Below are 24,389 nucleotides of genomic sequence, written 5' to 3' on the forward strand. Positions count from 1 at the left end.
GCAAGCCGCCGCCCACATGTCCCTTCATCTTAACCTACAATGTCAAAGAGCCGACAAAAATACCGACACTCGCATAACCTCCCTCTCGGAAAGCTTGAAGCATCTGGTTTTTTGCGACCGTAGCAACCAAACCCTGAGGTCGTTCGCTGCGGTGACACCCCTCTAGGGCCAGCTCCGATTCGCGTCAAACACTATCTTTCATTTTTGTGGCAATTTTCTCGCGTTGGCGCGTTTTTGACGCCCTGTGCCGCTTGCCCGGTGCCTGGCGAAGTGTTTGTAATCGCACGTCGTTCCGCCGTTCGACGTCGTGTTGGCTGCTCGCGCATTTCGCCACGACCTACCATCTGTCTTTAGGGCCTCGCCTTAAGCGCTTGTGAAGGCCCATACCGCTAGATGCCCAATACGATGGATACCGCGATCCCCGCCCCCCCGCCGGCGAGCGTGCCCGAGACCGTGTCGGCGCTCGGCCCGTCTGGCACGCCTACCGACCCGGTCTCACTCGCCGGACAGGTCCGCAGCGCGCTCATATGGCGGTCGGGAAGCCAGATCGTCGCGCAGATGGTGCAATGGTGCGCGACGTTCCTGGTGATCAGGATCCTCGCACCCGCCGATTACGGCCTGTTCGCGATGTGCCAGGTGATCCTTACCTTCATGGCGATGCTCAACGGCTATGGGCTGGCGAGCGGTCTGATCCAGCAGAAGGAGATCAGCGACCGCGAAGTGCGCCAGCTGTTCGGGATGCTGATCGTCCTGAACGTCGGGCTCGCCATCGCGCAGGTCTCGCTCGCGCCGCTCGCCTCCGCCTATTATCGCCAGCCGATCGTCGGCGACATGCTCCGCGTCCAGGCGCTGCTCTATCTGACGACACCGTTCATCGCGCTCCCTTATGCGCTGTTGTCGCGGGCGATGGATTTCCGTCACCAGGCCAAGGCGAACATCACCGCATCGATCGCCTCGGCCAGCGCGGCGCTCGGCGGGGCGCTCTATGGTCTTGGCGTGTGGACGCTGGTGCTTGCGCCGATCGTGCTGTTCAGCGTGCGCGGGGCGATGATGACGTGGAGCGCGCGGTCGCTCGTCTGGCCGAGCTTCGACTTTCGGGGCGCGGGGACGATCGCGCGCTATGGCGGGGTGATGGCGGCGGGACAGTTGTTCTGGTTCCTGCAAAGCCAGGCGGACGTGTTCATCGCCGGACGCAGCTTTTCTCCGCACATGCTCGGTATCTATACGACCAGCCTGTTCCTCACGCAGATTTTCGTCTCGAAATTCGTGCCGCCGCTGAACGAAGTCGCCTTTTCTGCCTATGCGCGGATGCAGGCTGATCCCGATGCGATCGGACGCGCGTTCGTAAAAGGCGTGCGGATGGTGATGATGGTCGCGATGCCGTTCTATCTTGGCCTGGCCGCGACCGCCGAACCGTTGGTGCTGACCGTCCTTGGTGAAAAATGGCGCGAGACCGCACCGGTGGTGCACCTGCTCGCGCTGGCGATGCCGTTCATGACGCTGCAGGTGCTGTTTACGCCAGCCTCCGATGCACGCGGTCGGCCGGGAATCGGCGTCCGCAACGGCGCGACCGGGGCGCTGATCCTGACCAGCGCGTTCCTGGTCGGCGTGCAATGGGGCCCAACCGGGTTAGGGATCGCCTGGATCGCGGCGTATCCGGTCTATCTGGCGATCAGCGCGTGGCGGACCCTGCCCGTTATCGGCGTGCGGGCGCGTGACGTGGTCCGCGCCGTCGCATCGCCGACGATTGCGGCGATGGCGATGGCGGCGGTCGTCACGCTGGTCGATCGCACCCTGCCGCCACTCGATACGCATTGGCGGCTGGCCGTGCTCGTCCCGGTCGGTGCCGTGGTCTATGCGAGCTGGATGCTGGTCTTTGCGCGGTCGACGATCCGGGAACTGGTCGCGGTCGTGCGGAAACAGCCGGTTGCGGCTTGAGCGATCCCCGCACGCGTAGTCGAGGTAACATCAAACTGCGGTGCCGTGTCCTCCCCCTCCGTCCCGCTTTGCGATCCGCCTCCCCCCACCGGGGAAGGATAATCGGAAGAGCCTTGGTCAGGCGGACTGGATGTATTCGCGCATTGCCGCGGCGTCGGCTTCGATGCGGTCGATGCGGAATTTGACGAGGTCACCGATCGAGACGAAGCCGACGAGCGTGTCGCCCTCGATCACGGGAAGATGACGGATCCGCCGCTGGGTCATGAGCGATAGCGCGCCGATCGCCGACTCGTTCGGGCCGACCGACTTCACCGCCGTGGTCATCACGTCGCCGATCCGCTGCGCCAGTGCCGCGGCACCATCGGCTTGCAGGCAGTGGATGACGTCGCGTTCGGAGAAGATGCCGACCACCCGGCCACCGTCGAGCACTGGTGCAGCGCCGATCCGCTTCTCCGCGAGCAGTGCCACCGCCTCCGCCACAGTCGCATCGGGGGTCAACGACTCTATGCCGCCCTGCCGGTCCTTCAGGATCGCTGCGATCGTCATCTTCGCCTCTCCTCCATTGCGTCTGTTGCGCGTGGCTTGAGGAAACCATGTTTGCGCGGCAATGTGAAGCGATGACCGATATCCTGCCCGATGCTCCGGCCGACCGACCGACCGGACTCGACGATCCGCACTATGCCGCGTTCGCCTGGGCGCGGTTTCGTGGGATCATGGCGTGGATGGTCCTGGCCGCGGCGATCTGCGTCGCGGCTGTGATCGCGACGATGGCGCATCTGCAGGGACCGCTGCATCTGGTGACGATGCTGGCGGTGATCGGCGGGGTCGGCGGATCGGTGATGATGGCCGGCCTACTGATGGGGCTCGCCTTCCTCAGTTCGGGAAGCGGGCACGACGAGGACGTGACGCGGATCGACTGAGCCTACCTGTTACCGACAGACGGGGTTCCGGCGCACCGGAACCCCGCTGGATCATTTCTTGAACGGATCGATCAGCCGTATCGTGCCGTCCGGATTGAAGACCAATTCGGTCATCTTAGTCGAGCGGAGATGGTTCTTATTCGACAATTGCGTATCGTGATAAAACAGCCACCAGCGATTCTGGAACTGGACGATCGAATGGTGCGACGTCCACCCCTGGACCGGCGACAGGATATGGCCGGTATAGCGGAACGGCCCATAGGGATTGTCGCCGATCGCATAGGCCAGGAAATGCGTGTCGCCGGTCGAATAGGTGAAGTAATATTTACCCCCGCGCTTGAACATCCACGATGCTTCGAAAAAGCGCCGGTCGTGATCGCCGCCCAGCAGCGGCTTGCCGGCCTCGTCGACGATCTGCACGTCGCGCGGAGGCTCGGCGAACTGCTTCATGTCCGCCGACATCCGCGCGACCTTCGGGGATAGCGCCGGCCGATCGTCCTGTTTCAGATCGGTATCGCCGGCGTTCGGATCGAAACTGCCCTTGCTCCAGCGCTGCAACTGGCCGCCCCAGATGCCGCCGAAATACATGTAGCTTTCGCCGGTCGTGTCCGTGAACACCGCGGGATCGATCGAATAACTGCCTCGGATCGGCTGCGCTTCGGCCTTGAACGGGCCGGTCGGGGACTTCGACGTGGCGACTCCGATGCGAAACACACCCTGTTCGTCGCGCGCGGGCATATAAAGATAATAGGTGCCGTTCTTATAGGCCGCGTCCGGGGCCCAGGTCTGCTTGGATGCCCAGGGAATCTGCTTCACGTCGATCGCGACCGGATGGATCGTCACCGGCCCACCGGGGCGATCCATGCTCAGCACCCGGTAATCGTGCATCGCATATTGATTGCCCAGGTCGTCGTCCGGGATGCCGGCGTCGACGTCGTGGCTAGGATACACGTAGATCTTGCCATTGAAGACATGCGCGGAGGGATCGGCGACATAAATCTTGGTGACGAGCGGCTGTGCCAGATAGCGTTTGCCGTCAGGACTGCGGGGCTCTGCCTTGGTGGTACTCTGTGCGAGCGCGAGGCCGGCGACGAGCAGACACGGCAACGTCGCGATGAGAGCGGGTGAGCGAAGGCGCATAGTCATTCAATCCTTCCTGTCGGGCGACCTTCTTCGAGGTCTGTCGAGCGATGCACTACGGTAGATAGCGCTACCATATGAAGGTGCGCGTGGAGGAGCAAGGGATTGCTCACGCTCTGGGCGGAATCCGTCGCCGTGGTGTCAGTGATCGGCTGAAGGGCGACGCGACGAGCAAGCGATCGCGCAAGACGTCCGGCCCCGTCTCGACGATAATCACGCGGGCCTCGGGGCTACGGATACGACAGTGATGAAGGATCTGGATCGCCGCAGGTCGGATAGATCGACCGCTGGATGCCCCGTGAGGATTCGAACCTCAATAGGCGGTATCAGAAACCGCAGTCTTACCATTAGACGACGGGGCATCAGCGAGGGCGCGATCTAGGCGGGCGGTTTGGCGCTGTCAACGCCAAGATGTTGCCGATGTGCCACGTCGCTTGCGTAATCGCGCCGCCGCGCTACATTCGCCTTCAAGCACCGGGCGGGTATTTTCCCGCGGCGGCAGACATAGATAGCGAGTTTTACGGCGATGGGGGATGTTTCCGCCCGAATGCCGTCCCGGCAGGGTAGTCCTGCCCGTCCGGCGGCGACCCGGCCCAGTCGTGGGCGGTGGGCCGATGCGCAGGCTTTTGCCGCGCTCGATCTCGGCACCAACAATTGCAGATTGCTGATCGCGCGCCCCCAGGCTGGCGGGTTCGCAGTAATCGATGCGTTCTCGCGAATCGTCCGGCTGGGCGAAGGCTTGGCGTCGACCGGCAAGCTAAGTGACGCGGCGATCGAGCGGACGATCGCTGCTCTACGCGTGTGTTCGGACAAGCTCCAGCGGCGCAACGTCACGCTCGCGCGATCGGTCGCGACGGAAGCGTGTCGGCAGGCATCGAACGGCCCCGACTTCATCGCGCGCGCGCTGGCCGAGACGGGGATCCATCTCGACATCATTTCCGCCGAGGAAGAGGCGCGGCTGGCCGTGCTCGGCTGCCACGCGCTGATCGAGCCCGGCGAAGACCCGGCGCTGGTGTTCGATATCGGCGGCGGATCTACCGAGCTTGTGCTGGTCGATACCTCGACGCCGATCCCGACCGTGCTCGACTGGCATTCGGCACCCTGGGGCGTGGTGTCGCTCACCGAGCACGCGGGCGGCGGTGAGGGCGAGGACGCTCGGCGTGCCGCGTATGCAAAGATGCGGAGCGTGGTGGCGGAGAGTTTCGCGGGGTTTGCAAGCCGCCTGCCCCGGCATATCGAGCGGCCGCGGTTGCTGGGCACCAGCGGCACGGTGACGACGCTCGGCAGCGTCCATCTCGGGCTCAGTCATTACGACCGTTCGGTCGTCGACGGACTGATCGTACCTGCCTCGGCGATGCGCAAGATCAGCGCCGACCTTTCCCATATGTCGATCACGGAGCGCGCCAAGCTGCCGTGCATCGGCAACGAGCGCGCCGACCTGGTGGTCGCGGGCTGTGCCATTCTGGAGACGATCATGGATTTGTGGCCCGCTGAACGGCTCGGCATCGCCGACCGCGGCATTCGCGAGGGCATTCTCCGCCGGCTGATGGGCGCGCCCAAGCCGGGCAAGTCGGGAGCCGGGGCATGAGCCGCGGTGGCTCGGGCGGGCATGTGCGCGTGCTTACGGCCCGCAAGCGGACCGCGCAGTCGACGCGCTGGCTCGAGCGACAGCTGAACGATCCGTATGTGAAGCGCGCCAAGGCCGACGGCTATCGCAGCCGCGCCGCCTACAAGCTGATCGAGCTGGACGAGCGGTTCGAACTGATCCGGGGCTCGAAGCGCGTGGTCGATCTGGGGCTCGCGCCGGGTGGCTGGGCGCAGGTGATCCGGCGTCGGATACCCAAGGCCGCGGTGGTCGGGATCGACCTGCTGCCGGTCGATCCGATCGAGGGCGTGACGATCTTCGAGATGGATTTTCTCGACGATGCGGCACCGGGGAAACTGATCGAGGCATTGGGCGGCGCGCCGGACCTGGTGTTGTCGGACATGGCGGCGAACACGGTGGGGCATCCGCAGACCGATGCTTTGCGAACGATGGCGCTGGTCGAGACCGCGCTGGCGTTCGCGTGCGACGTGCTGGAGCCGGGTGGCACGTTCGTGTCGAAGGTGTTCGCGGGTGGCGCGGATTCGGAGCTGGTTGCGGAGATGAAGCGGAACTTCAAGACGGTGAAGCATGCCAAGCCACCGGCGAGCCGCAAGGGGTCGGTCGAGTGGTTCGTGGTGGCGCAGGGGTTTAAGGGCCGAGACCCGAAATAGCGCAGCTATTTTCGGACCAGCCGAAAGCCCGGCCAGCGTTGCGCAGCAACGACTGACGACACGGCTTTGCCGTGGCGCACTGCCTCCGGGTGATACCGGGCGCGACGTTAGCAAGTGTGTTTCCCAGCGAAGGCGGGGCCCCAGGCTGGGCTACCGCATTCGCGGGAGAACAGGGGGCGAGCCGCACCGACTATCGCGCGCCCTCACCCTTCCCACGGCAAGGGCCGCGGGCCCCTTCCCTCTCCCCTTCAGGGAGAGGGCATAGAAAAAGCCCGCGGACCTGGGTCCACGGGCTTTTTCTATATCACGCGCCGCGGCAACGCCGCGTCGTCAGCCGGGCTATGCCCGCCGGCCGGGGTTTCGGCCGAGAAGCGGATTAGCTCGCGCTAATCCCGCTGCCTCAACCCTCGTAATCCGCACCCAAATTCTGGTTCCGCGGCGGTGCCGCAGCCGTCAGACGCAGCGCCTCAGCCGAAGCGGCCAGGCTGCCGACGGCATCGACCTCGTCGTCGTCGTCGACGCGAACCTTTTGCAGGCCCTGGATGACCTGTTCCTTCAGATGCGCCGGCTTGACGTTCTCGTCGGCGATCTCGCGCAGGGCGACGACGGGGTTCTTGTCGCGGTCGCGGTCGAGCGTCAGTTCTGCACCGCCCGAGATTTGGCGCGCACGCTGGGCCGCGAACAACACCAGGTCGAACCGGTTGGGGATCTTGTCGACACAATCCTCGACGGTAACGCGCGCCATGCGGCTTCCTTCGTAACAACGATAGAATGAGAATGCGTCGCCTACGGGGGGTGGCCCGCAAAGTCAAGAATTCCGCCGCCCCCGCATCATGGAGCCCCCTGCGGGTTGCCACCGACGCCCCCCATGTCCATCACGCGCCGCATGGACGATCCCGCAGACCAGCCGACTTTTGCCGTCGACGGCAACCAGATGACGCTGCTCGATACAGGCCCGCGCCGCCTCGACGCGGTCCTCGCGCTGATCGACGGTGCCGAGCGGACTCTCCGCATACTCTACTACATCTACGCCGACGACGAGTCGGGCAAGCGCGTCAACGCAGCGCTGATCGCTGCCGCCGAGCGCGGGGTGGAAGTCGCGCTGATCGTCGACGGCTTCGGCAGCGACGATGCCCCCGACGCGTTCTTTGAGCCGCTGGAAACCGCGGGCATCTCGGTCTGCCGCTTCTCTGCACGGTTCGGTCGCCGCTATCTGCTGCGCAATCACCAGAAACTCGCGCTAGCAGACGAAACGCGAATCATCATCGGCGGCTTCAACATCGAGGACGATTATTTCGGCACGGCCGCCGAGCAGGCCTGGCGCGACCTAGGCCTGCTGGTCGAGGGGCCGGCAGCGGGCCGGCTCGCAGGGTATTTCGATGCGCTGAAGGACTGGATCCACGAGCCGAGGGGCAAGCTCCGCCACCTGAACGCCGCGTTGTCGCGCTGGAGCGAGACGAAGGGGACCACGCGCTGGCTGATCGGCGGCCCGACGCGAAAACTATCGCCCTGGGCGCGCGCGGTGCGCGACGACATGCGCGCCGGCCGACGGATCGACATCATCGCCGGCTATTTCACGCCTAGCCCCGCGCTGCTGCGCCGGCTCGACAAGGCCGGGCGTCGGCAGGCCGACGTGCGGATCGTGACCGCCAGCAAATCGGACAATAACGCCACGATCGCCGCCGCACGGTTCACCTATGCCGGCCTGCTCCGCAAGGGCGTGCGGGTGTTCGAATATCAGCCGACCAAGCTGCACACGAAGCTCTACGTGATCGACGATGCGGTCCATATCGGCTCCGCGAACTTCGACATGCGCAGCCTGTTCATCAACCTCGAACTGATGCTCCGGATCGAGGACGCCGCGTTTGCGACGCACGTTGGCAAGTACATCGACGGCGAAGTGGCGAAGTCGACCGAGGTGACCAAGGCGCTGTACCAGGCGAACACCGGCTGGGTGCAGCGGTTGAAGCAACTCGGTGCGTATTTCGTGGTCGCGGTGGTGGACCCGAGCTTGTCGCGTGGCCTGAATTTCGGGATTGATGAGTAGCGGGCAATATCGGTCCTCCCCCTGACGGGGAGGAGTGTTGGGTTCCGATAATCTCAAGTCACCAGCGCCGACGGCAAAGCCACCGTCGGACGGGTTCGGCTATTTCAGCCGACCCGCCGGCCGGGCCTGACGCTGCGCGGCGCTATCGCTCCGCGCAGCGTCGCGGGCGTTGCCGCGCCTGCGTCAGGCCTTCCACGCCCAATACAACTGCGCCGGGGGCACGTTCCACCACTCCATGTCGTGGTCGATCGCATCGAAATGCGGCGTCAGGAAGTCCTTCACCTTGGGCGAGAACTGATAGACCAGGAACGCGCCACCGGTCCGCAGCACCGCATGCGTCGCGGTCGCGATCGCCGGGCCGACGCCGGGGGGCAGCGTCGAGAAGGGCAGACCCGACAACACGTAATCGGCCTTTTCGAAGCCGTGGTCGGCGACGATCGTCTCGACCTCGTCCGCCGACCCCAACACCGCGCAGAAGCGCGGATCGGTGATCGTGTGGCGCAGATACTGGATGAACTCGGGGTTCGTATCGATCACCACCAGCTTGGCATCCGGCGCCATACGGTCGAGGATCGGGCGACAGAAGGTGCCGACGCCGGGGCCGTACTCGACGAAGAGCTTGCAGTTCGCCCAGTCGACTGGGCCTAGCATTTTCCGGATCAGCTTGTCCGATGACGGCACGATCGATCCGACCATGACGGGATGTTTCAGGAACCCCGAAAAAAACATCTGCCACGGGGACGGCACGCCGGCGGGTCGGCTGCGTGCACGCCGGGTGGCGGTGGTCGAACTGGGCATCGTGTTCCTTACGATCAGGGGTCCCGCACGGTGGCGGGGCTTTGCCCCTCCCGTCGCACGAATTCCGAACGCGTTTCAAGGGCTGCGGGTTGCATGCGGCGACGAACCGAAGTGGAAGTCGTGTGACGACAAGTGGTTCCGCCGATCGGCCAACGCCGTTGCCAAGCCCGCGCCATCGCTTAAGCACAGAGCATGCACGACGATCGAACAGGAGAAGTGGCGGTCATTTTCGTGTCGTTTCGTAACGGCGCGGACATGATCGGCTATGCCGAAGCCGCAGCGGCGATGGACGCGCTCGCCGCCGCGCAGCCCGGCTATCGCGGGGTCGACAGCGCGCGGCAGGCGGACGGCATGGGAATCACCGTCAGCTACTGGGCGGACGACGACGCCGCGATCGCATGGCGTCACCACCCGGAGCATGCCGCGATTCGCGAGTCCGGGCGGGCGCTCTGGTACGACCGCTATGCGGTGACCGTCGCGCGAGTCGAGCGGGCATACGACTGGGCGCGGCCATGACCGGCGCGTCGCTGGACGGCCCGAAGATCGACCGCCGCTTCGCGCTGATGTTCCTCGTGATGCTGACGATCGCGGCGGGCAATACCGCGCTGCAATCGGTGTTGCCCGCGCTCGGGCGGTCGCTCGGCGTCGCGGACAGCGCGGTGGCGGCGGCGTTCTCGGTCTCCGCGCTGCTGTGGGTGATCGCCGCGCCGTTCTGGGCGAACCGGTCGGACCGGCACGGCCGGCGGGCGATGATCCTGCTTGGAGTCGGCGGGTTCAGCGTATCGCTGGCCTTGTGCGGCGTGTTCCTGCTGGCCGGGATCAACGCGTGGATCGGCGGCACGACCGCGTTCCTGTGCTTTATCGGCGGACGACTGATCTACGGGACGTTCGGCGCCGCTGCGCCGCCCGCGGTGCAGGCGCTGGTCGCCGGCGAGACGACGCGCGAGGAGCGGACCAAAGCACTGACCCTCCTCGCCTCCGCGTTCGGGCTCGGCACCATATTGGGGCCGGCGATCGCGCCGTATCTGATCCTGGGCTCGATCGGCGGGGTCGAGATCGGGCTCGCCGGCCCCGCCTTCCTGTTCGCGGTGTTCGGCGTGGCGGTGTGGATCACGGTGCGGCGGATGCTGCCCGACGACAAGATCGTCGCACCGCACGAGACGCACGGCGCCAGTTCGGCGTACCCGTCGATCGGCGGCGCCCCAACCGGAGCCTCGGTCGCCGCCGCCACCGGCTCGCATGTCGAGCATGTCGGCTATACCGACCCGCGGATCCGCGCATGGATGATCGCCGGACTGGTGATGGGCCACGCGCAGGCGATGACCGGACAGGCGATCGGCTTCCTCGTGATCGACCGCCTCCACCTCGCCCCCGCGCTGGCGCTGGAGCCCACGGGCATCGTCCTGATGATGGGCGCGGGCGCGGCGCTGCTCGCGCAATGGGGGATCATCCCACGGCTGAACCTGACCCCGCGGCAGCTGGTCCTGACCGGCCTGGTGCTGGCGGCGGTCGGCACCGCGCTGACGGGACTCGCGACGTCGCTCTACACGATCGCCACGGCCTATGCGCTGGCAAGCCTCGGCTTCGGCTTCACCCGCCCGGGGTTCACCGCAGGCTCGTCGCTCGCGGTCGGGGCCAATGCGCAAGGCTCGGTCGCCGGCAAGGTGACGAGCATCAACGGCGCCAGCTTCGTGCTCGGCCCGTCGATCGGCGTCGGGCTGTACGAAGCCCAGCACTCGCTGCCCTATCTGGTCGCAGGCGCAGCGTGCGTCGTGATGGTTGCCTATGCCTATGTGGCGCTGAAGGACGCCAAAGGTTAGGATAAGGTTACACCAAGGACAGGTAAGCTGCAGACCGTTTCGATATCGAAACAAAGAGGTCGCCAAAGACGCGGCGAGGTGAATTGGAAGACCGTAACTGTCCAATTTCGGACTTTGGTAGCAGCAGTATCGGCACTGCGACGGGATCTTGCCGAGGTCCTGCTCCTGCGGCAATAGGCGGGCCGATCGGCGGCCCTTGTTCGGGGTTGCAGCGACGATCAGGGGCGGTGCCGTATCGCCTGCAGCGTCGACGATCCGTGAGTATGATCCGTGCAACGACGACTTTTATCGGCCTCGTTCGGCGCAATCTTCGCGATCCTCCCCGTAGAAGGCGCGCAGGCGCAGACGGTGCAGGAATTGCAGGCGCAGATCGATGAACTGAAGGCGACGATTGCCGAGATGAAAGCCGCGCAAAAGGGTAAGGCGTCGCCCGGCCCCGCGCCGACGCCGACCGCGAGTGTGGCGGTCGCAGCGGCGCCGACGACCGCGCCGGCCGCGCCGGCCGCGCCGCGTGCGGAACAACCGACGGTCGCGATCGCTGCCGTCGATAAACCTGCCAGACAGCAATGGTACGACCGCATCGCCATTCGCGGCTATACGCAATTGCGCTTCAACGAGATCATCAGCGGCGACCGGCGCGCGCCGGACGGAATCTCGCGGTTGCGCTCGGTCGGGGACGGCGGGATCGGCGACGATACCAACTCCACCTTCCGCCGAATTCGCCTGATCCTGCAGGGCGATCTCAGCGACCGCGTCTCCTTCTACTTCCAGCCTGACTTCGCAAACAGCGTCGCCAATCAGTCGGGCGGTGAACGCCGCGAAGGGTTTGTCCAGCTCCGCGACGCGTACGTCGATACCTTCCTCGACCGCGACAAGCGGTTCCGGCTGCGCTTCGGTCAGTCGAAGGTGCCGTTCGGGTGGGAGAACATGCAATCCTCGTCCAACCGCCTGACGCTCGATCGCAGCGACGGCATCAATAGTGCGGTGCCGGGGGAGCGCGATATCGGCGTGATCGCCTATTACACCCCACGCCAGGTCGAACGCATCTGGCAGAGGCTGGAGGAGGACGGGCAGAAGCTGTTCGGCAATTACGGCGCGTTCGGCGTTGGCGTCTTCAACGGGCAAGGGATCAACCGGACCGAAACCAACGACGGCGTGATGACGGTCGCGATGGCGACCTGGCCGTTCGCGCTCGACGGGCTGGGCGGGGCGTTCGCCGGGCAGGTGCTCGAGCTGGGCGGTGCCCTGTTGCGCAATGGCGTACAGCCTGAAATCCGCAGCGGCGGAACGAGCGACACCGTCTACCGCGAGGAACGCGGCGGGATCCATGCGGTGCTCTACCCGCAACCGTTGGGCTTCCAGGCGGAATGGAACTGGGGGCGTGGTCCCGAATTTGACGTGACCCGCCAGGCGATCCGCTCCCTTCCGCTGAACGGCGGCTACGTCCAGACGATGGCACGCGTGCGGCGCTCGCCGGTCGGGCCGTTCATGCCCTATGCGCGCTGGCAACATTACCGCGGCGGCTGGAAGGCACTGACCAACGCGCCCCGGCTCGAGACCGACGAGATCGAATTGGGGATTGAGTTCCAGCCGAACCCCGTGCTCGAGCTGACGCTTGCCTATGCCCATATGCAGCGGCGCGAAGGCGACGAACGACGGGCGGGGCGCGCCGAGGGCGACGTGATCCGTACGCAATTGCAGTGGAATTACTGAGCCGGGGAGACGCCGAGCGCCGCACCTGGAGCGGGGTGCCTTGCCTTCCGTTCACTTGACCGCGCTTAACGGCATTCGACACGGTCTATCGCAGGCTGCGGCCCGCTTGAGCCAAGGTTAGGCGGCGTAGCGCCACTGAGTGTGAACATCTGTTTCTCGCTTGCTGCTTGAAAGCGGTCCGGCCGCTATCAAACCGACGCGGTCCTTTGGCCCCTGCCCCACTACCTGAACGAACTGCTGTTTACGGTGATCGCTACGCGAAAGCGGCCCGACCGCTCTCCACCCATATCCGACATCACTCGCTCGACGGTGCGGGTCTTGCCCGTCCCGTCGAGCGAGCCCCCTCTTCCGGGAAGAGAGAGGGGGGCAAGGTTAGTCGTCCTTCTTTGCCGGGAAGGCGAAGCCGAGCGGCTGGATGGCCGTCGCGTCCTGCTTCAGCCGGGCGGCCATCTGTTCGTATTCGCGCTCGGTTTCCGGCGTGACGCTGGCGCGGGACTCCTTCAGGGCGCCTTCGAAGTCGGCCATCGTCACGTCGGTCGAGTCGATCGAGCGGCGCAAGGCCACCAGGCCGGCGCGGCGGACGACGTCTTCCAGGTCTGCGCCGCTGAAGCGATCGGTGCGGTCCGCCAGGCGATCGAGATCGACGTCGGACGCGAGCGGCATCTTCTGGGTCTGGATCCCGAGGATACGGCGGCGGCCTGCCTTGTCGGGGACGCCGACATAGACGAGCTCATCGAACCGGCCCGGGCGCAGCAACGCCGGGTCGATCAGGTTCGGGCGGTTGGTCGCGCCGATCACGACGACCGATTGCAGTTCCTCCAGCCCGTCCATCTCGGCCAGGATCGTGTTGACGACCCGCTCGGTCACCTGCGGCTCGCCCGAGCCGCTGCCGCGTGCCGGCACGAGCGAATCGAGTTCGTCGATGAAGATCACGCATGGCGCGACCTGACGCGCACGCTGGAACAGCCGGGTGATCTGCTGCTCGCTCTCGCCATACCATTTGCTCAGCAGATCGGACGATTTGGTGGCGATGAAGTTCGCCTCCGCCTCGCGCGCAACCGCCTTTGCGAGCAGCGTCTTGCCGGTGCCGGGCGGGCCGTAGAGCAGGAAGCCCTTGGCCGGGCGGATGCCGAGACGGCGGAACGCGTCGGGGTTCTTCAGCGGGAGTTCGACGCCTTCCTTCAGCCGCATCTGCGCGTCGTCGAGCCCGCCGACATCGGCCCAGCGCACGGTCGGCGCCTGCACCATGACCTCGCGCATCGCCGATGGCTGGACGCGTTTGAGCGCACCGAGGAAATCCTCGCGCGTGACCGACAGCTCGTCGAGCACCTCGGGCGGGATCGTCCGCTCCTCGAGGTTCAATTTGGGCATGATCCGGCGGACCGCCTCGATCGCCGCTTCGCGTGCCAGCGCCGCGAGATCGGCGCCGACGAAGCCATAGGTGGTGCGCGCCAGCTCATCGAGATCGACGCGGTCACCAAGCGGCATGCCGCGCGCGTGGATGCCGAGGATTTCGCGACGGCCGCGCTCGTCGGGGACGCCGACGACGATCTCGCGGTCGAACCGGCCGGGACGCCTAAGCGCCTCGTCGATCGCCTCGGGACGATTGGTGGCGGCGATCACGACGAGGTTGGCGCGCGACTCTAGTCCGTCCATCAGCGTGAGCAACTGCGCGACGAGGCGCTTTTCCGCCTCGCCCGACACCTGGCCACGCTTGGGGGCGATCGAGTCGATCTCGTCGATGAACACGATCGAGGGTGCGGCCTTGGCGGCTTCCTCGAACACTTCGCGAAGACGCGATTCGGACTCGCCATAGGCAGAGCCCATGATCTCGGGGCCGTTGATCAAGAAGAACTGCGCGTCGGATTCATTGGCGACCGCGCGCGCGAGGCGCGTCTTGCCCGTTCCGGGAGGGCCATGCAGCAACACGCCCTTGGGTGGATCGACGCCCAATCGCTGGAAGAGTTCGGGGTAGCGGAGCGGAAGCTCGACCATCTCGCGGAGCTGGTCGATCGTCTGCGCCATGCCGCCGATATCGTCATAGGTGACGTCGGCGCGGCGCGCGGCCTGCGGCTCCTCGTACTCGGAGCGCAGTTCGATCTCGGTGTTCTCGTCGATATGCACCACGCCCTTGGGGCTGGCGGTGATCACCGCGAGGCGGATTTCCTGGAGCGCATAGGCCGGCGCGTTCATGAACTGCTGGACGCCCGGCGGCATGTCGCCGACGCGCTGATGCCCTGCGGTCGCGACGATGTCGCCCTGGCAGATCGGGCGGCCGAGGAAGGTGCGCTTGAGCGCGTTGGTCGAGCCCTGGAGACGCAGATTTTGCTGCGCCGGCGCGAAGACGACACGCGTCGCGGGTTTCGACTCGGCTTTCCGCACCTCGACGAAATCACCCGAGCCGACGCCCGCGTTGGCGCGCTGGAGGCCATCGATGCGGAGGATGTCGAGGCCCTCGTCCTCGGGATAGGGTCCGACGGCGCGCGCGGGCGTGTTCTGCTTGCCGAGGATCTCGATCACGTCGCCCTCGCCAATCCCGAGCGTTGCCATCAGCGCGCGGGGCAGATGCGCCAGGCCGCGGCCGCTGTCCTCGGGCCGCGCGTTGGCGACCTGGATTTTTCGCGTCGGGGTTTCGCTGTCTGGCATCTCGACTCCTTCGTATTCGAAGCGTGTCAGATGGGGATGGGTTCCGGGCTTGCGAGGACTTGACCCGTTTCAGCCAGCGAAAACGCACAAAAAAAGGGCCGGCCAATGAAGGCCAGCCCATGAAAGTTTTTAGGAGAGGATGCCTGAAAGGCGAGGTCTTTTTGCGGCGAGACGGTTCATGTTGCAAGTGCGAAGGGATCAGCTACGATTGCGCTAACTGCAATCGCATGCATGAATGCGTCCAGCGGTCATTGTCACACTCGTCGAGTCGAAAGAGGAATCATGCGCAGGCTGCCGCCACTGGGGGCTATCGAGGCGTTCGTGCAGGTCGCGCGGCTGGGGTCGATCAAGGCCGCGGCCGAGGATCTGGCGCTGTCCGCGCCCGCGCTCAGCCGCCGCGTGCAGAGCCTCGAACGCTTCATCGCCAAGCCGCTGTTCGCGCGTCGCCACCAGGCGATGGTGCTGAACGCCGATGGCGAGCGGTTGCTGGCGCAGATCGCGCCGGTGCTCGACTCGCTGTCGGATGCGGTCGAATCGATGACCAGCACGACCGAGGTGCTGCGGCTGCGGCTGGGAATCTTGCCGCTCTACGCGTCGCAGAAGCTGTTTCCCCGGCTGGGCGAGTTGCGCAAGGCGCATCCCGAGCTGCATCTCGACATCGATACCGCGGCGCATCTGGTGTCGCGGCTGGGCGATGGGCTCGACGCGGTGATCGCGTTGTCGCGCGAAATCGATCCGTCGCTGTACGCGCGGCGGCTCGATCGCAACTCGGTGTATGTGATCGGCGCGCGGAGTTTGCTGGAGCGCGCCGATCCGATCACGCGGCCTGAACAGCTGTCGACGCTGACGGCGTTGGTGCACCGCGACATGACGGATACGTTCACCGCGTGGCGGACCGCGGCAGGTCTCGACGATATCGAGCCGCTGGCGATCGATCATTTCGATTCGGGTGCGTTGATGCTGGAGGCCGCCGCGCAGGGCCTGGGCGTCGCGTTCATGCATGCGAGCCATTTTGCGGATGCCAACGATCCGCGGCTGGTGCGGCTGTTCGATATCGAGGTGGAGAGCCCGTACAGCTACTGGTTCGTCTGCCGCCCACGGGCGCTGCAGACCAAGCCGGTGAAGCTGTTCCATGATTGGCTGATCAAGGCGCTGGCGGAAGTTTGAGGTGCCGCGGCAAAACCTGAGCCTCACGGCGCCGGCGCACCTTCGTCGTCACCCCCGCGAAACCTGGGGTCTCCCCGTGGTGAAGCTCTTAGGCTCGAACGGGAGATCCCAGCTTTCGCTTGGATGACGGTGCGGGGTGGAGTTGCGATTAAGTTAAATGCGGGAAGCGTAAGAATTTCCGCGACGCCCTCCAGACCCGAACCGCGTCGCGGCAAAGCCGCGCCGTCGGACGGAGCCTTGCTCCGCCGGCCGGCTTCGGCTGTCTCCGGCGCAGCTTCGCTACGTCGGAGACAGCGTTCGGCTCAGGCCGCGCGTGCCTTGATGATCTTGCCCGGCGTCTTCGGCGGCTCGCCCTTCGGCAGCGCGTCGACCAGGTCCATGCCGTTCGTGACCTGGCCCCAGACGGTGTACTGCTTGTCGAGGAAGCGCGCGTCGTCGAACACGATGAAGAACTGCGAGTTCGCCGTGTCGGGCTGGTTGGTGCGCGCCATCGAGCACACGCCGCGGACGTGCGGCTCGGCCGAGAATTCCGCCTTGAGGTTCGGCTTGTCCGAGCCCGACGTCCCGGTGCCGGTGGGATCGCCGCCCTGCGCCATGAAGCCCGGGATCACGCGGTGGAACACGACGCCGTCGTAGAAGCCGTCATTGGCCAGCTCGACGATCCGCTCGACGTGCTTGGGGGCCAGATCCGGACGCAACTTGATCGTGACATCGCCGCCATCGAGGGTCAGCGTCAGCGTTTCGGGGGTATCGGCCATGGGTGTCTTCTCCTGAATTGATGGGGGGCAGATAGGGAGCCGCACTCCGACTGGCAAATGCACGCCGACCGGGTTAGGGCCCAACCGCGTACTTTTTAAGGGAGGCTGCCATGAGCGAACTCGAGCTTCCCGAGGTCGAAACCGAAACCCAGCCCGAGACCCAGCTCGACCGCGACGACCATCTGCGCCCCGAATTCGTCCGTGCCGTGCTCGATGCGGTCGAGGAGGGCAATGACGAGGCGGCGCGCGCGCTGGTCGAGCCGCTCCACCCCGCCGACATCGCCGATCTGTTCGAGCTGACCCCGCAGGAGGATCGCGCCGCGCTGGCCCGCGCGGTCACCGACCTGCTCGGCGGCGACGTGTTCGCCGAGATGAACGATTACGTCCGCGAGGATCTGATCGATGCGCTCGAGCCGCACCAGGTCGCCGATCTCGCGTCCGAGCTGGATACCGACGACGCGGTCGCGATCATCGAGGACATGGACGAGGACGAGCAGCGCGCGGTGCTGCGCGCGCTCGACCCCGATGATCGCGCGGCGATCGAGGAGGCGCTGAGCTACGCCGAGGAATCCGCCGGCCGCCTGATGCAGCGCGAGCTGATCGCGGTGCCGGAGCATTGGACGGTCGGCGACGCGATCGACTATCTGCGCGGCCATGAGGAACTGACGACCGATTTCTGGGAGATCTTCGTCGTCGACCCCGCGCACCGGCCGATCGGCACGTGCCAACTGTCGTGGATGCTGCGCACGCCGCGCGGCATCGCGATCGCCGACGTGATGAAGCGCGAACAGACGCTGATCCCGGTCGACATGGACCAGGAGGAAGTCGCGCTTAGGTTTCAGAAATACGCGCTGATCTCGGCCGCGGTGGTCGATCATGGCGGCCGGCTGGTCGGGATGATCACGGTCGACGACATCGTCCACATCATCTCCGAAGAGGCGGGCGAGGATTCGCTGCGGCTGGCGGGCGCGGGCGACGGCGACATCAACGAGCCGATCCGGCTGACCGTGCGGACGCGGTTCATCTGGCTGGTGGTCAATCTCGGCACGGCGATGGTCGCGTCGTCCGTCGTCGGGCTGTTCCAGAACACGATCGCGGCCTTCGCGCTTCTCGCGGTGCTGATGCCGATCGTCTCGGGGATGGGCGGCAATGCCGGCACGCAGACGCTCGCCGTGGTCGTCCGTGCGCTCGCGACCAACCAGCTGACCAGTTCGAACACCAAGCGGATGATCGGGCGCGAGTTCCGGATCGCCGCCGCCAATGGCGTGATGCTGGGGACGCTGATCGGCTTCGGCACGTATCTGATCTTCCACAACCAGAATTTGTCGATCGTGATCGCGGCGGCGATGCTGACCAACAATCTGGTCGCGGGGCTCAGCGGCGTGCTGGTGCCGGTGACGCTCGACAAGTTCCGGATCGATCCGGCGGTGTCCTCCGCCGTGTTTGTGACGACGATGACCGACACGATGGGGTTCTTCTCGTTCCTGGGGCTGGCGAGTCTTTGGGGGCTGCACGGTTGACCGCCGCTTTTCAGAGCCCATTTTCAGCAGCATGCCGCTCCACCTCACCAAAGTCGCGTTCGGCGCGGACAGCGTCGATCACTTGGCGGAGCGGCTTCGCCTGCGCGGAGAAGAAGGACCGGTGTTTCTCACGACGCGCTATCTGCCCAAGCGGCATGAGGAGGTCGCGGGGCCCGTCGGCGAGGGGGGCTCGATGTTCTGGATCCTGAAGCACCAGCTGATCGCCCGCTCGCCGATCCTCGGGTTCGGCGAGGCCGAGGGCGGGCGCGTCGCGATCCATATCGATCCGAAGCTCGTGCTGGTCCAGGCCCGCCCCAAGCGTGCGCACCAGGGGTGGCGGTATCTGGAAGGGGCGGATGCGCCGCTCGATCTGGGCGGCGATGCGACCGGGCTGGACGTGATGCCGCCGGCGTTGATGACGAAGCTGGCGGAGTTGGCGCTGATCTGAGGGCGCGCGCGCGATTGGCGATCGATTGTCTGTCCCGTGCGGAGCCGCCGTGTCGACAAACCGCTTTGCCGCCCGACCGTCCACCCGTCATCCCAGCGAACGCTGGGATATCATCGTGTGGCGCGCGTCATCTGCCCCGCGAGATACCCCAGCTTTCGCTGGGGTGACGGATTTGGGGGATGCGGATACACACCGGTCGGATCGGGCACGCAGAAACGAAAGCCGATCCGTAAAAACCGGGCAAGAACGGAACGACTTCTCCCTTACTGGGCGGACCCCGCAGGCCCCGGTGCGCCACACACCACCGGCCCGCCAGCCGCCGCATCGACCCGGCATTTCGCATTGCCCGCGACCGTGACCGTCCCCAGCCCGCTGTTCGTCACCTCCGCCGTATAGCGCGACGCGGCCTTCACCTCGCCGACGCCGTCGAGATGCACAATGAGGTCGTTGACCCCCAACCCCGACGCATCGATCGCGCCCGGTCCGCTGGCGATCAGGCGCGCACGGGACGCGCGGCCGGCCAGCGTCATCTGGCCGGTGCCGATCAGCGTCGCGTTCAGCTGGTCGGTGTCGGCGGCCGCGAGCGCCAGGCTGCCGTTCCCGCCGACCGTCACGTCGACCTTCATCCCGCGCATCCGGGCGATGGTCAGTCGCCCCCCGGCCGCCACGCTCGCCGAGACGAGCCCGGGAGTCGATAGCGTCACGACGATCGGCCCGGCGCCAGCGCCACTCCTCGGTTGCTCGCCCCAGCCGCCGGTGCCCTTGCGGACCGACAGCGTCGTGCCGTCGATACGCACCGCGACGCCTTCGATGATCCGAGGATCGCCGGCGATCGTCGCGCGCGGCGAACCGATCGTGACGCGCACCTCGAACGGCCCCTCGACGCGAATCCGGTCGAAGCTGCCGACCGACACCGTCCGACTAGCGACCGGAGCGGCCAACGCCGGCGAGGACAAAAGCAGCAACGGGGCGAGCAGATATCTCATGCCCGCAACCGTCGCCGCTTCAGGGCCCGCCTGCAAGTCAGTTACCGCAGCGCACGCTCCCCGAGCCCATCTTCGACGTCGTGCAGCGCGAGCGCGGCCCGAGATCGACGTCGCCCGAGCCCATCATGTCGACCTTGGCCGGGCCGTCGACGACCGCGCGGACGCTGCCCGAGCCGGCGATCTCGACCTTGGCGGACTTCGCCTGGAGCTTCGATGCCTCGACATTGCCCGACCCGGCGATCTCGACGCTCAGATCGCGTGCGGACCCGCTGGCGCTTGCCGTGCCGGAGCCCGCGATCGAGAATTTCACCGAGTCGACCTGTACGGCAGCGATCGTCAGGTTGCCCGAACCGGCGATCCCGCCCTCGAACGCGCTGCCCTCGACGCGGTCGACCGCCATGTTGCCCGAGCCGGAGATGGTCGCCTCGGTCAGCCGCGGCAAGGTGACGTATACCTTGACCTTCGCGCCCTTGTTCCAGCCGAAGCCCGTCCCGTTCTTGCGGCCGATGTCGAGCGTCTCGCCGTCGCGCTCGATGCGAAGACGATCAAGCTGCTCGCTCGGGCCCTCGGCGCGGACCGAGAAGCCGGTGCCGACGCGGACGTCGACGTCGTCCGAGCCCCGCAGATCGATCTGGTCGAAATCGCCGACCTGGAACGTACGCGTCGTGCCCGATCCCGACGCGGCCACACCCGATCCCTCCTTGTCGTCGTTCCAACTGAACGAGCAGGCCGCGAGAGGTATGATCAGCCCGAGCGCAAGAAAGTTCATCGCATCCTCCTGTGTATTGTTTGAGCAATACACCTGATCGTGAGGGCTGCAAAGCGAAATTACGTGGGCGGCTGGTGTGTGCCCCTGGGATCCTCCCCCGCAAGGGGGAGGTGGCGCCGAAGGTGACGGAGGGGGAGGATACGGAACCTACGTTGCCCTTTACCCCCCCCCTCCGTCTGGCAAGTGCCAGCCACCTCCCCCTGGCGGGGGAGGATGCAGCGCTTAGCGGCGCTTGCAGGGGTAGGCGTCGCGCAGGGCGTCGCGGACGACGAAGGAGGGCGCGCCGGTGCCTGTCTTCTTGGCACGCGCGTGCAGGTATTTCCTCACCGTCGCGGCGACCTCGATGTTCGAGGCACGGGCCGGCAACGGGCAGATGTCGCCCGACAATGACAGCGCATCGAATTCGCCGAGAATGTAGCCGGTACAGAAATTGGCGGTCGGATCGCTGTCCTTGCCGCGGCAATATTCCAGCAGCTGTTGAGTCGTCAGCGAACTCACCACCACCGGTCGTGCCGCCGGTCGATGAGGCGCCGCAGCGAGCGTCGCAAGCATCAGCAGGATCATGACTGGCCTTCCGTTCCGATCGCGCCCTGTTCGGGCGATCCGGTGCCGACATACGGCAACAGTCGCACGCGGGGAAAGACGTCGTCTAGCGATTTGGTGTCGGGCAGGATGTAGACGATGCCGCCCTTTTTCTGGAACAGCGGCGTGAGCGTCCGGGTGTAGAATTTGGTGCCGACGTTGATACAGCCGAAGCTGATGCGGTTGTCGTCCGGCGTCGGCGACAACAACCTGTCGACGCGGTGCTCGCTCTTGTGCGTGGTGACCACCGCGTGGAGCGCGACCGAATTGGCATAATCGACCCAGATCACGCGCTGGTTACCGAAGGCGCGGCCGAACTTCGCGACGAACCGCCCGGCCGGCGTGGTCCGCTCGGCCGGGCCGATATCGGCGAGGTCCTTCGCACCGACGCCCGGCGAGGAATCGTCGCCCACGCCGACGCCGAGCAGAACGGGCGTCTGGCCGAGAAAGTCGCCCGTGGCGCTGAACAGCAGCAACGAAGCCGCCTGCTTGTCGATGATGACATAGGGCAAGCCGGCATTGTCGTGCTCTGCCGCGATCCAGGCGATCATGCGACTCGCCGGCTCCGATTGCGGGGGCAGGACCAGCGGGGCCGCCTCCACCGGCTTGGCGGCCTTGGTTCGGGACCGCTTGGGCGCCTTGGCCTTGCGCGACTTGGTGGAACCGGCCGCCTTGCTCGCCGCCCCAGCCCTCGTCTCGCCGGCCGACGCGACCTGCGCCGACGCAACCTGGGGTGCGAAGAGTGCAAGCGCTAGGCCTAAGCCCATGCCCAAATGACAGGCACGGCGGGCCAACCCCGCGGACAGTGTCCGGCGAGGCTGGCCGTCGATATTGACGTTAGCGAGGATGGCTTAGCCGCGCGGCTTGCGCTGGCGCTGCTGGGCCTGCATCTGCATCTGCTGGTCGAGGCCATCGACGCGGCCGTTGAGCTGATCGATGCGCTGGCCGTTCTGCTGCGACTGACCGGCTGCCGCCTGAGCCTGGGCAAGCGCCTGGCCTGACGTGCCTTCGACGGTCCGCAGGCGGCCGTCCATGCCGTCGATCCGCGTGTTGACCACCGCGATCTGATCCCGGACGAAGCCCTTCGTGGCGCAACCGCTCAGGCCGACCCCGGCGATGAGGATCAGGGCGACCGTCGGGTATTTCGGGAGATTCGTACGCATAGACTTAACCTTTCCAAACATGGATGGGGTCAGTCAGCGGAGAGTCGGGGCAATGACAATCGATATCCGGCAAGACGGTCGCTCCGTCCGGCGAGACGTTCAGCCGGTAGGCGAGACTTGTCCGACGATGGAGTCTGCGACTGAATTTTGCCTGTAACGATCCTGCCGGTCGCATTCTTCATCGATGACAAGCTTACGTTCAGATTAGCGGAATCAACGAAGCTGATCGCAAGATATACTTGAGGTACTTGCACCAGCCCCGCGAAGGACGGGATGGTCGTGGAGGGGCACCACCTTTCAATCCTCCCCCGCCAGGGGGAGGTGGCTGGCGCTTGCCAGACGGAGGGGGCGGTAAGGGCAACATAGGTTCCGTGTCCTTCCCCCCCGTCGCCTTCGGCGCCCCCCTGACGCGGGAGGATCGTTGATTTCGGTGCAAAACGAAAAAGGGCGGCCCCGCAGGACCGCCCTTTCGTCTCGTCAAGCTACCCAGGCGTTACGCCGGCACCTTGTCCTTGTTGTAGATCGCGGCCGCGGCGCGGAGGATGTCGAGGATCTTCTCCTGCGCCTTGGGCTCGTCAATCTCTTCCATCGCGGCGAGCTCGCGGGCGAGACGGCTGGTCGCGCCTTCGAAGATCTGGCGCTCGGAATAGCTCTGCTCGGGCTGGTCGTCGGCACGGAACAGGTCGCGGACCACTTCGGCGATCGACACGAGGTCGCCCGAGTTGATCTTCGCTTCATATTCCTGCGCACGGCGCGACCACATGGTGCGCTTGACCTTGGGCTTGCCCTTGAGCGTGTCCATCGCCTCGCGCATGGTCTTGTCCGACGACAGCTTGCGCATGCCGACGCTTTCCGCCTTGTTGGTCGGGACGCGGAGCGTCATGCGCTCCTTCTCGAAGCGGAGGACGTAGAGTTCCAGTGTCATGCCGGCGATTTCCGAGCGCTGGAGCTCGATCACACGGCCGACCCCGTGCTTTGGGTAAACGACGAAATCACCGACATCGAAGGACAGTGCCTTGGCAGCCATTTGGGGCCTTTCCGGATCAGGCCTCCACGCGACGCCTCGACGAAGGACTCGTCGCTGCTGCATCGGGGGGAGGGATAGGTCTAACTCACGCCAGGCGCACGACATCCGTCATCGCGCCCGTCGCGGACCCAATAGCAGCTTTGCAACAAAATTACCAGCCGAACATGGCAGGCGGCTTGCCCCATTGGGACAAAGCCATGCCGGATCAGTCGCCTGCGCCGGGCTCGGGCGAGAAAAACTTGTCGAACTTGCCCTCGACACCCTTCATGGAGTCGGCATCCGGCGGCGTCTGGTTGTCGTTGCGCGTGACGTTGGGCCATTGCGCCGAGAAGGTCGTGTTCAGCTCGAGCCACTGCTCCAGCCCGCTCTCGGTGTCGGGCAGGATCGCTTCGGCGGGGCATTCCGGCTCGCACACGCCGCAATCGATGCATTCGCTGGGATTGATCACCAGCATGTTCTCGCCTTCGTAGAAGCAATCCACGGGGCACACTTCCACGCAGTCCATGTACTTGCAGCGGATGCAGGCATCGGTGACGACGTAGGTCATTGCAGAACTCCTGGGCCGGATTCCTTCCCGGCGACGAACGCGCCAGCGACTATGCGCGCAGGCCCGTCGCGTCAATCATAGCTGGCCTTCTGCGACACGTTATCAGGCTATCAGCCCCCTCTTGTCCTCCCCCGCTAGGGGGAG

24 protein-coding genes and 1 tRNA gene are annotated in these 24,389 nt (G+C 65.8%); 11 read left to right on the top strand and 14 right to left on the bottom strand.

Annotation, left to right across the window (positions count from 1 at the left end):
- The first annotated feature begins 393 nt into the window (after positions 1–393).
- On the top strand, positions 394–1,938 hold the full coding sequence (locus EQZ23_RS12335) for a lipopolysaccharide biosynthesis protein (RefSeq protein WP_276318474.1): 1,545 nt from the start codon (positions 394–396) through the stop codon (positions 1,936–1,938).
- 117 nt (positions 1,939–2,055) lie between these two features.
- Here EQZ23_RS12335 and EQZ23_RS12340 read toward each other — a convergent pair whose 3' ends face one another.
- Entirely contained in the window at positions 2,056–2,484 is a 429-nt protein-coding gene (locus EQZ23_RS12340) for a CBS domain-containing protein (RefSeq protein ID WP_128454775.1), read from the bottom strand.
- Positions 2,485–2,555: 71 nt separating this feature from the next.
- On the opposite strand from EQZ23_RS12340, the gene EQZ23_RS12345 reads away from it, so the two are divergent.
- Positions 2,556–2,858, top strand: coding sequence for a hypothetical protein (locus EQZ23_RS12345; protein ID WP_128454776.1), 303 nt, complete (start codon positions 2,556–2,558; stop codon positions 2,856–2,858).
- A gap of 51 nt (positions 2,859–2,909) precedes the next feature.
- On the opposite strand, the gene EQZ23_RS12350 is transcribed toward EQZ23_RS12345, so the two are convergent.
- Complete coding sequence (locus EQZ23_RS12350; protein WP_128455555.1) at positions 2,910–3,998, bottom strand: glycoside hydrolase family 43 protein; 1,089 nt, start codon at positions 3,996–3,998, stop codon at positions 2,910–2,912.
- Positions 3,999–4,286: 288 nt separating this feature from the next.
- Positions 4,287–4,360 (bottom strand) — tRNA-Gln (locus tag EQZ23_RS12355).
- Between the two features lie 185 nt (positions 4,361–4,545).
- Between EQZ23_RS12355 and EQZ23_RS12360 the strand changes: the two genes are divergently transcribed.
- Complete coding sequence (locus tag EQZ23_RS12360; protein WP_128454777.1) at positions 4,546–5,586, top strand: Ppx/GppA phosphatase family protein; 1,041 nt, start codon at positions 4,546–4,548, stop codon at positions 5,584–5,586.
- Complete coding sequence (locus EQZ23_RS12365) at positions 5,583–6,254, top strand: RlmE family RNA methyltransferase (RefSeq protein WP_128454778.1); 672 nt, start codon at positions 5,583–5,585, stop codon at positions 6,252–6,254. The genes EQZ23_RS12360 and EQZ23_RS12365 overlap by 4 nt, the downstream gene beginning before the upstream one ends.
- Before the next feature lie 400 nt (positions 6,255–6,654).
- Here EQZ23_RS12365 and rpoZ read toward each other — a convergent pair whose 3' ends face one another.
- The gene (rpoZ, locus tag EQZ23_RS12370) at positions 6,655–6,999 is read right to left on the bottom strand and encodes a DNA-directed RNA polymerase subunit omega (protein WP_055882033.1); all 345 of its coding nucleotides are present in this window, start codon (positions 6,997–6,999) and stop codon (positions 6,655–6,657) included.
- 141 nt (positions 7,000–7,140) lie between these two features.
- Here rpoZ and EQZ23_RS12375 point away from each other — a divergent pair, with 141 nt between their 5' ends.
- Positions 7,141–8,301 (top strand): phosphatidylserine/phosphatidylglycerophosphate/cardiolipin synthase family protein, encoded by a 1,161-nt coding sequence (locus EQZ23_RS12375; RefSeq protein WP_128454779.1) that lies wholly within the window; start codon positions 7,141–7,143, stop codon positions 8,299–8,301.
- 183 nt (positions 8,302–8,484) lie between these two features.
- Here the strand turns inward: EQZ23_RS12375 and EQZ23_RS12380 are convergent, their stop codons facing one another.
- Positions 8,485–9,099: a methyltransferase gene (locus EQZ23_RS12380; protein ID WP_128454780.1), complete on the bottom strand. Its 615-nt coding sequence runs from the start codon at positions 9,097–9,099 to the stop codon at positions 8,485–8,487.
- 192 nt (positions 9,100–9,291) lie between these two features.
- On the opposite strand from EQZ23_RS12380, the gene EQZ23_RS12385 reads away from it, so the two are divergent.
- From EQZ23_RS12385 to EQZ23_RS12395, 3 genes are all read left to right on the top strand, one after another.
- Positions 9,292–9,615 carry an antibiotic biosynthesis monooxygenase gene (locus EQZ23_RS12385; RefSeq protein ID WP_128454781.1) on the top strand — a complete coding sequence of 108 codons (324 nt, stop codon included), beginning with the start codon at positions 9,292–9,294 and terminating at the stop codon, positions 9,613–9,615.
- Entirely contained in the window at positions 9,612–10,919 is a 1,308-nt protein-coding gene (locus EQZ23_RS12390) for an MFS transporter (RefSeq protein ID WP_128454782.1), read from the top strand. Before EQZ23_RS12385 ends, EQZ23_RS12390 begins: the two co-directional genes overlap by 4 nt.
- A gap of 306 nt (positions 10,920–11,225) precedes the next feature.
- Complete coding sequence (locus tag EQZ23_RS12395) at positions 11,226–12,632, top strand: porin (RefSeq protein ID WP_240663636.1); 1,407 nt, start codon at positions 11,226–11,228, stop codon at positions 12,630–12,632.
- Positions 12,633–13,004: 372 nt separating this feature from the next.
- Here EQZ23_RS12395 and EQZ23_RS12400 read toward each other — a convergent pair whose 3' ends face one another.
- Positions 13,005–15,278 (bottom strand): CDC48 family AAA ATPase, encoded by a 2,274-nt coding sequence (locus EQZ23_RS12400; RefSeq protein WP_128454783.1) that lies wholly within the window; start codon positions 15,276–15,278, stop codon positions 13,005–13,007.
- Between the two features lie 282 nt (positions 15,279–15,560).
- Here EQZ23_RS12400 and EQZ23_RS12405 point away from each other — a divergent pair, with 282 nt between their 5' ends.
- Entirely contained in the window at positions 15,561–16,445 is an 885-nt protein-coding gene (locus EQZ23_RS12405) for a LysR substrate-binding domain-containing protein (protein WP_128454784.1), read from the top strand.
- A gap of 302 nt (positions 16,446–16,747) precedes the next feature.
- Here EQZ23_RS12405 and EQZ23_RS12410 read toward each other — a convergent pair whose 3' ends face one another.
- Entirely contained in the window at positions 16,748–17,203 is a 456-nt protein-coding gene (locus EQZ23_RS12410; protein ID WP_128454785.1) for a peptidylprolyl isomerase, read from the bottom strand.
- Positions 17,204–17,313: 110 nt separating this feature from the next.
- Here EQZ23_RS12410 and mgtE point away from each other — a divergent pair, with 110 nt between their 5' ends.
- Together mgtE and EQZ23_RS12420 are read left to right on the top strand one after the other, a co-directional pair.
- Positions 17,314–18,723, top strand: a complete 1,410-nt coding sequence (gene mgtE, locus EQZ23_RS12415) for a magnesium transporter (RefSeq protein WP_128454786.1) — start codon at positions 17,314–17,316, stop codon at positions 18,721–18,723.
- 31 nt (positions 18,724–18,754) lie between these two features.
- Complete coding sequence (locus EQZ23_RS12420) at positions 18,755–19,171, top strand: DUF1489 domain-containing protein (RefSeq protein ID WP_128454787.1); 417 nt, start codon at positions 18,755–18,757, stop codon at positions 19,169–19,171.
- A 263-nt stretch (positions 19,172–19,434) separates the two neighbouring features.
- On the opposite strand, the gene EQZ23_RS12425 is transcribed toward EQZ23_RS12420, so the two are convergent.
- From EQZ23_RS12425 to fdxA, 7 genes are all read right to left on the bottom strand, one after another.
- Complete coding sequence (locus tag EQZ23_RS12425; protein WP_128454788.1) at positions 19,435–20,157, bottom strand: DUF2807 domain-containing protein; 723 nt, start codon at positions 20,155–20,157, stop codon at positions 19,435–19,437.
- A 37-nt stretch (positions 20,158–20,194) separates the two neighbouring features.
- Positions 20,195–20,926, bottom strand: a complete 732-nt coding sequence (locus EQZ23_RS12430) for a head GIN domain-containing protein (protein WP_128454789.1) — start codon at positions 20,924–20,926, stop codon at positions 20,195–20,197.
- Between the two features lie 222 nt (positions 20,927–21,148).
- Complete coding sequence (locus EQZ23_RS12435; protein WP_128454790.1) at positions 21,149–21,490, bottom strand: Rap1a/Tai family immunity protein; 342 nt, start codon at positions 21,488–21,490, stop codon at positions 21,149–21,151.
- Positions 21,487–22,275, bottom strand: coding sequence for a hypothetical protein (locus EQZ23_RS12440; RefSeq protein WP_128454791.1), 789 nt, complete (start codon positions 22,273–22,275; stop codon positions 21,487–21,489). The genes EQZ23_RS12435 and EQZ23_RS12440 overlap by 4 nt, the downstream gene beginning before the upstream one ends.
- 84 nt (positions 22,276–22,359) lie before the next feature.
- Positions 22,360–22,671 (bottom strand): hypothetical protein, encoded by a 312-nt coding sequence (locus EQZ23_RS12445; protein ID WP_128454792.1) that lies wholly within the window; start codon positions 22,669–22,671, stop codon positions 22,360–22,362.
- A 493-nt stretch (positions 22,672–23,164) separates the two neighbouring features.
- Positions 23,165–23,698, bottom strand: a complete 534-nt coding sequence (locus EQZ23_RS12450) for a CarD family transcriptional regulator (protein ID WP_056018441.1) — start codon at positions 23,696–23,698, stop codon at positions 23,165–23,167.
- A gap of 205 nt (positions 23,699–23,903) precedes the next feature.
- A complete protein-coding gene (fdxA, locus tag EQZ23_RS12455; protein ID WP_128454793.1) occupies positions 23,904–24,245 on the bottom strand; it encodes a ferredoxin FdxA in 342 nt (113 codons plus the stop codon).
- Between the last annotated feature and the right edge of the window lie 144 nt (positions 24,246–24,389).

Source organism: Sphingomonas sp. UV9, assembly GCF_004101245.1.
GTDB lineage: Bacteria > Pseudomonadota > Alphaproteobacteria > Sphingomonadales > Sphingomonadaceae > Sphingomonas.

Excerpts from the sequence above, each read along its gene's own strand:
- mgtE (WP_128454786.1), top strand. The coding sequence starts at position 17,314 with ATGAGCGAACTCGAGCTTCCCGAGGTCGAAACCGAAACCCAGCCCGAG.
- EQZ23_RS12390 (WP_128454782.1), top strand. The coding sequence starts at position 9,612 with ATGACCGGCGCGTCGCTGGACGGCCCGAAGATCGACCGCCGCTTCGCG.
- EQZ23_RS12400 (WP_128454783.1), bottom strand. The coding sequence starts at position 15,278 with ATGCCAGACAGCGAAACCCCGACGCGAAAAATCCAGGTCGCCAACGCG.
- EQZ23_RS12430 (WP_128454789.1), bottom strand. The coding sequence starts at position 20,926 with ATGAACTTTCTTGCGCTCGGGCTGATCATACCTCTCGCGGCCTGCTCG.
- EQZ23_RS12380 (WP_128454780.1), bottom strand. The coding sequence starts at position 9,099 with ATGCCCAGTTCGACCACCGCCACCCGGCGTGCACGCAGCCGACCCGCC.
- EQZ23_RS12420 (WP_128454787.1), top strand. The coding sequence starts at position 18,755 with ATGCCGCTCCACCTCACCAAAGTCGCGTTCGGCGCGGACAGCGTCGAT.
- EQZ23_RS12335 (WP_276318474.1), top strand. The coding sequence starts at position 394 with ATGCCCAATACGATGGATACCGCGATCCCCGCCCCCCCGCCGGCGAGC.
- EQZ23_RS12375 (WP_128454779.1), top strand. The coding sequence starts at position 7,141 with ATGGACGATCCCGCAGACCAGCCGACTTTTGCCGTCGACGGCAACCAG.
- EQZ23_RS12445 (WP_128454792.1), bottom strand. The coding sequence starts at position 22,671 with ATGCGTACGAATCTCCCGAAATACCCGACGGTCGCCCTGATCCTCATC.
- EQZ23_RS12365 (WP_128454778.1), top strand. The coding sequence starts at position 5,583 with ATGAGCCGCGGTGGCTCGGGCGGGCATGTGCGCGTGCTTACGGCCCGC.
- EQZ23_RS12350 (WP_128455555.1), bottom strand. The coding sequence starts at position 3,998 with ATGCGCCTTCGCTCACCCGCTCTCATCGCGACGTTGCCGTGTCTGCTC.
- EQZ23_RS12340 (WP_128454775.1), bottom strand. The coding sequence starts at position 2,484 with ATGACGATCGCAGCGATCCTGAAGGACCGGCAGGGCGGCATAGAGTCG.
- EQZ23_RS12360 (WP_128454777.1), top strand. The coding sequence starts at position 4,546 with ATGCCGTCCCGGCAGGGTAGTCCTGCCCGTCCGGCGGCGACCCGGCCC.
- EQZ23_RS12385 (WP_128454781.1), top strand. The coding sequence starts at position 9,292 with ATGCACGACGATCGAACAGGAGAAGTGGCGGTCATTTTCGTGTCGTTT.
- EQZ23_RS12425 (WP_128454788.1), bottom strand. The coding sequence starts at position 20,157 with ATGAGATATCTGCTCGCCCCGTTGCTGCTTTTGTCCTCGCCGGCGTTG.
- fdxA (WP_128454793.1), bottom strand. The coding sequence starts at position 24,245 with ATGACCTACGTCGTCACCGATGCCTGCATCCGCTGCAAGTACATGGAC.
- EQZ23_RS12450 (WP_056018441.1), bottom strand. The coding sequence starts at position 23,698 with ATGGCTGCCAAGGCACTGTCCTTCGATGTCGGTGATTTCGTCGTTTAC.
- EQZ23_RS12440 (WP_128454791.1), bottom strand. The coding sequence starts at position 22,275 with ATGGGCTTAGGCCTAGCGCTTGCACTCTTCGCACCCCAGGTTGCGTCG.
- EQZ23_RS12435 (WP_128454790.1), bottom strand. The coding sequence starts at position 21,490 with ATGATCCTGCTGATGCTTGCGACGCTCGCTGCGGCGCCTCATCGACCG.
- EQZ23_RS12410 (WP_128454785.1), bottom strand. The coding sequence starts at position 17,203 with ATGGCCGATACCCCCGAAACGCTGACGCTGACCCTCGATGGCGGCGAT.
- EQZ23_RS12405 (WP_128454784.1), top strand. The coding sequence starts at position 15,561 with ATGCGCAGGCTGCCGCCACTGGGGGCTATCGAGGCGTTCGTGCAGGTC.
- EQZ23_RS12345 (WP_128454776.1), top strand. The coding sequence starts at position 2,556 with ATGACCGATATCCTGCCCGATGCTCCGGCCGACCGACCGACCGGACTC.
- rpoZ (WP_055882033.1), bottom strand. The coding sequence starts at position 6,999 with ATGGCGCGCGTTACCGTCGAGGATTGTGTCGACAAGATCCCCAACCGG.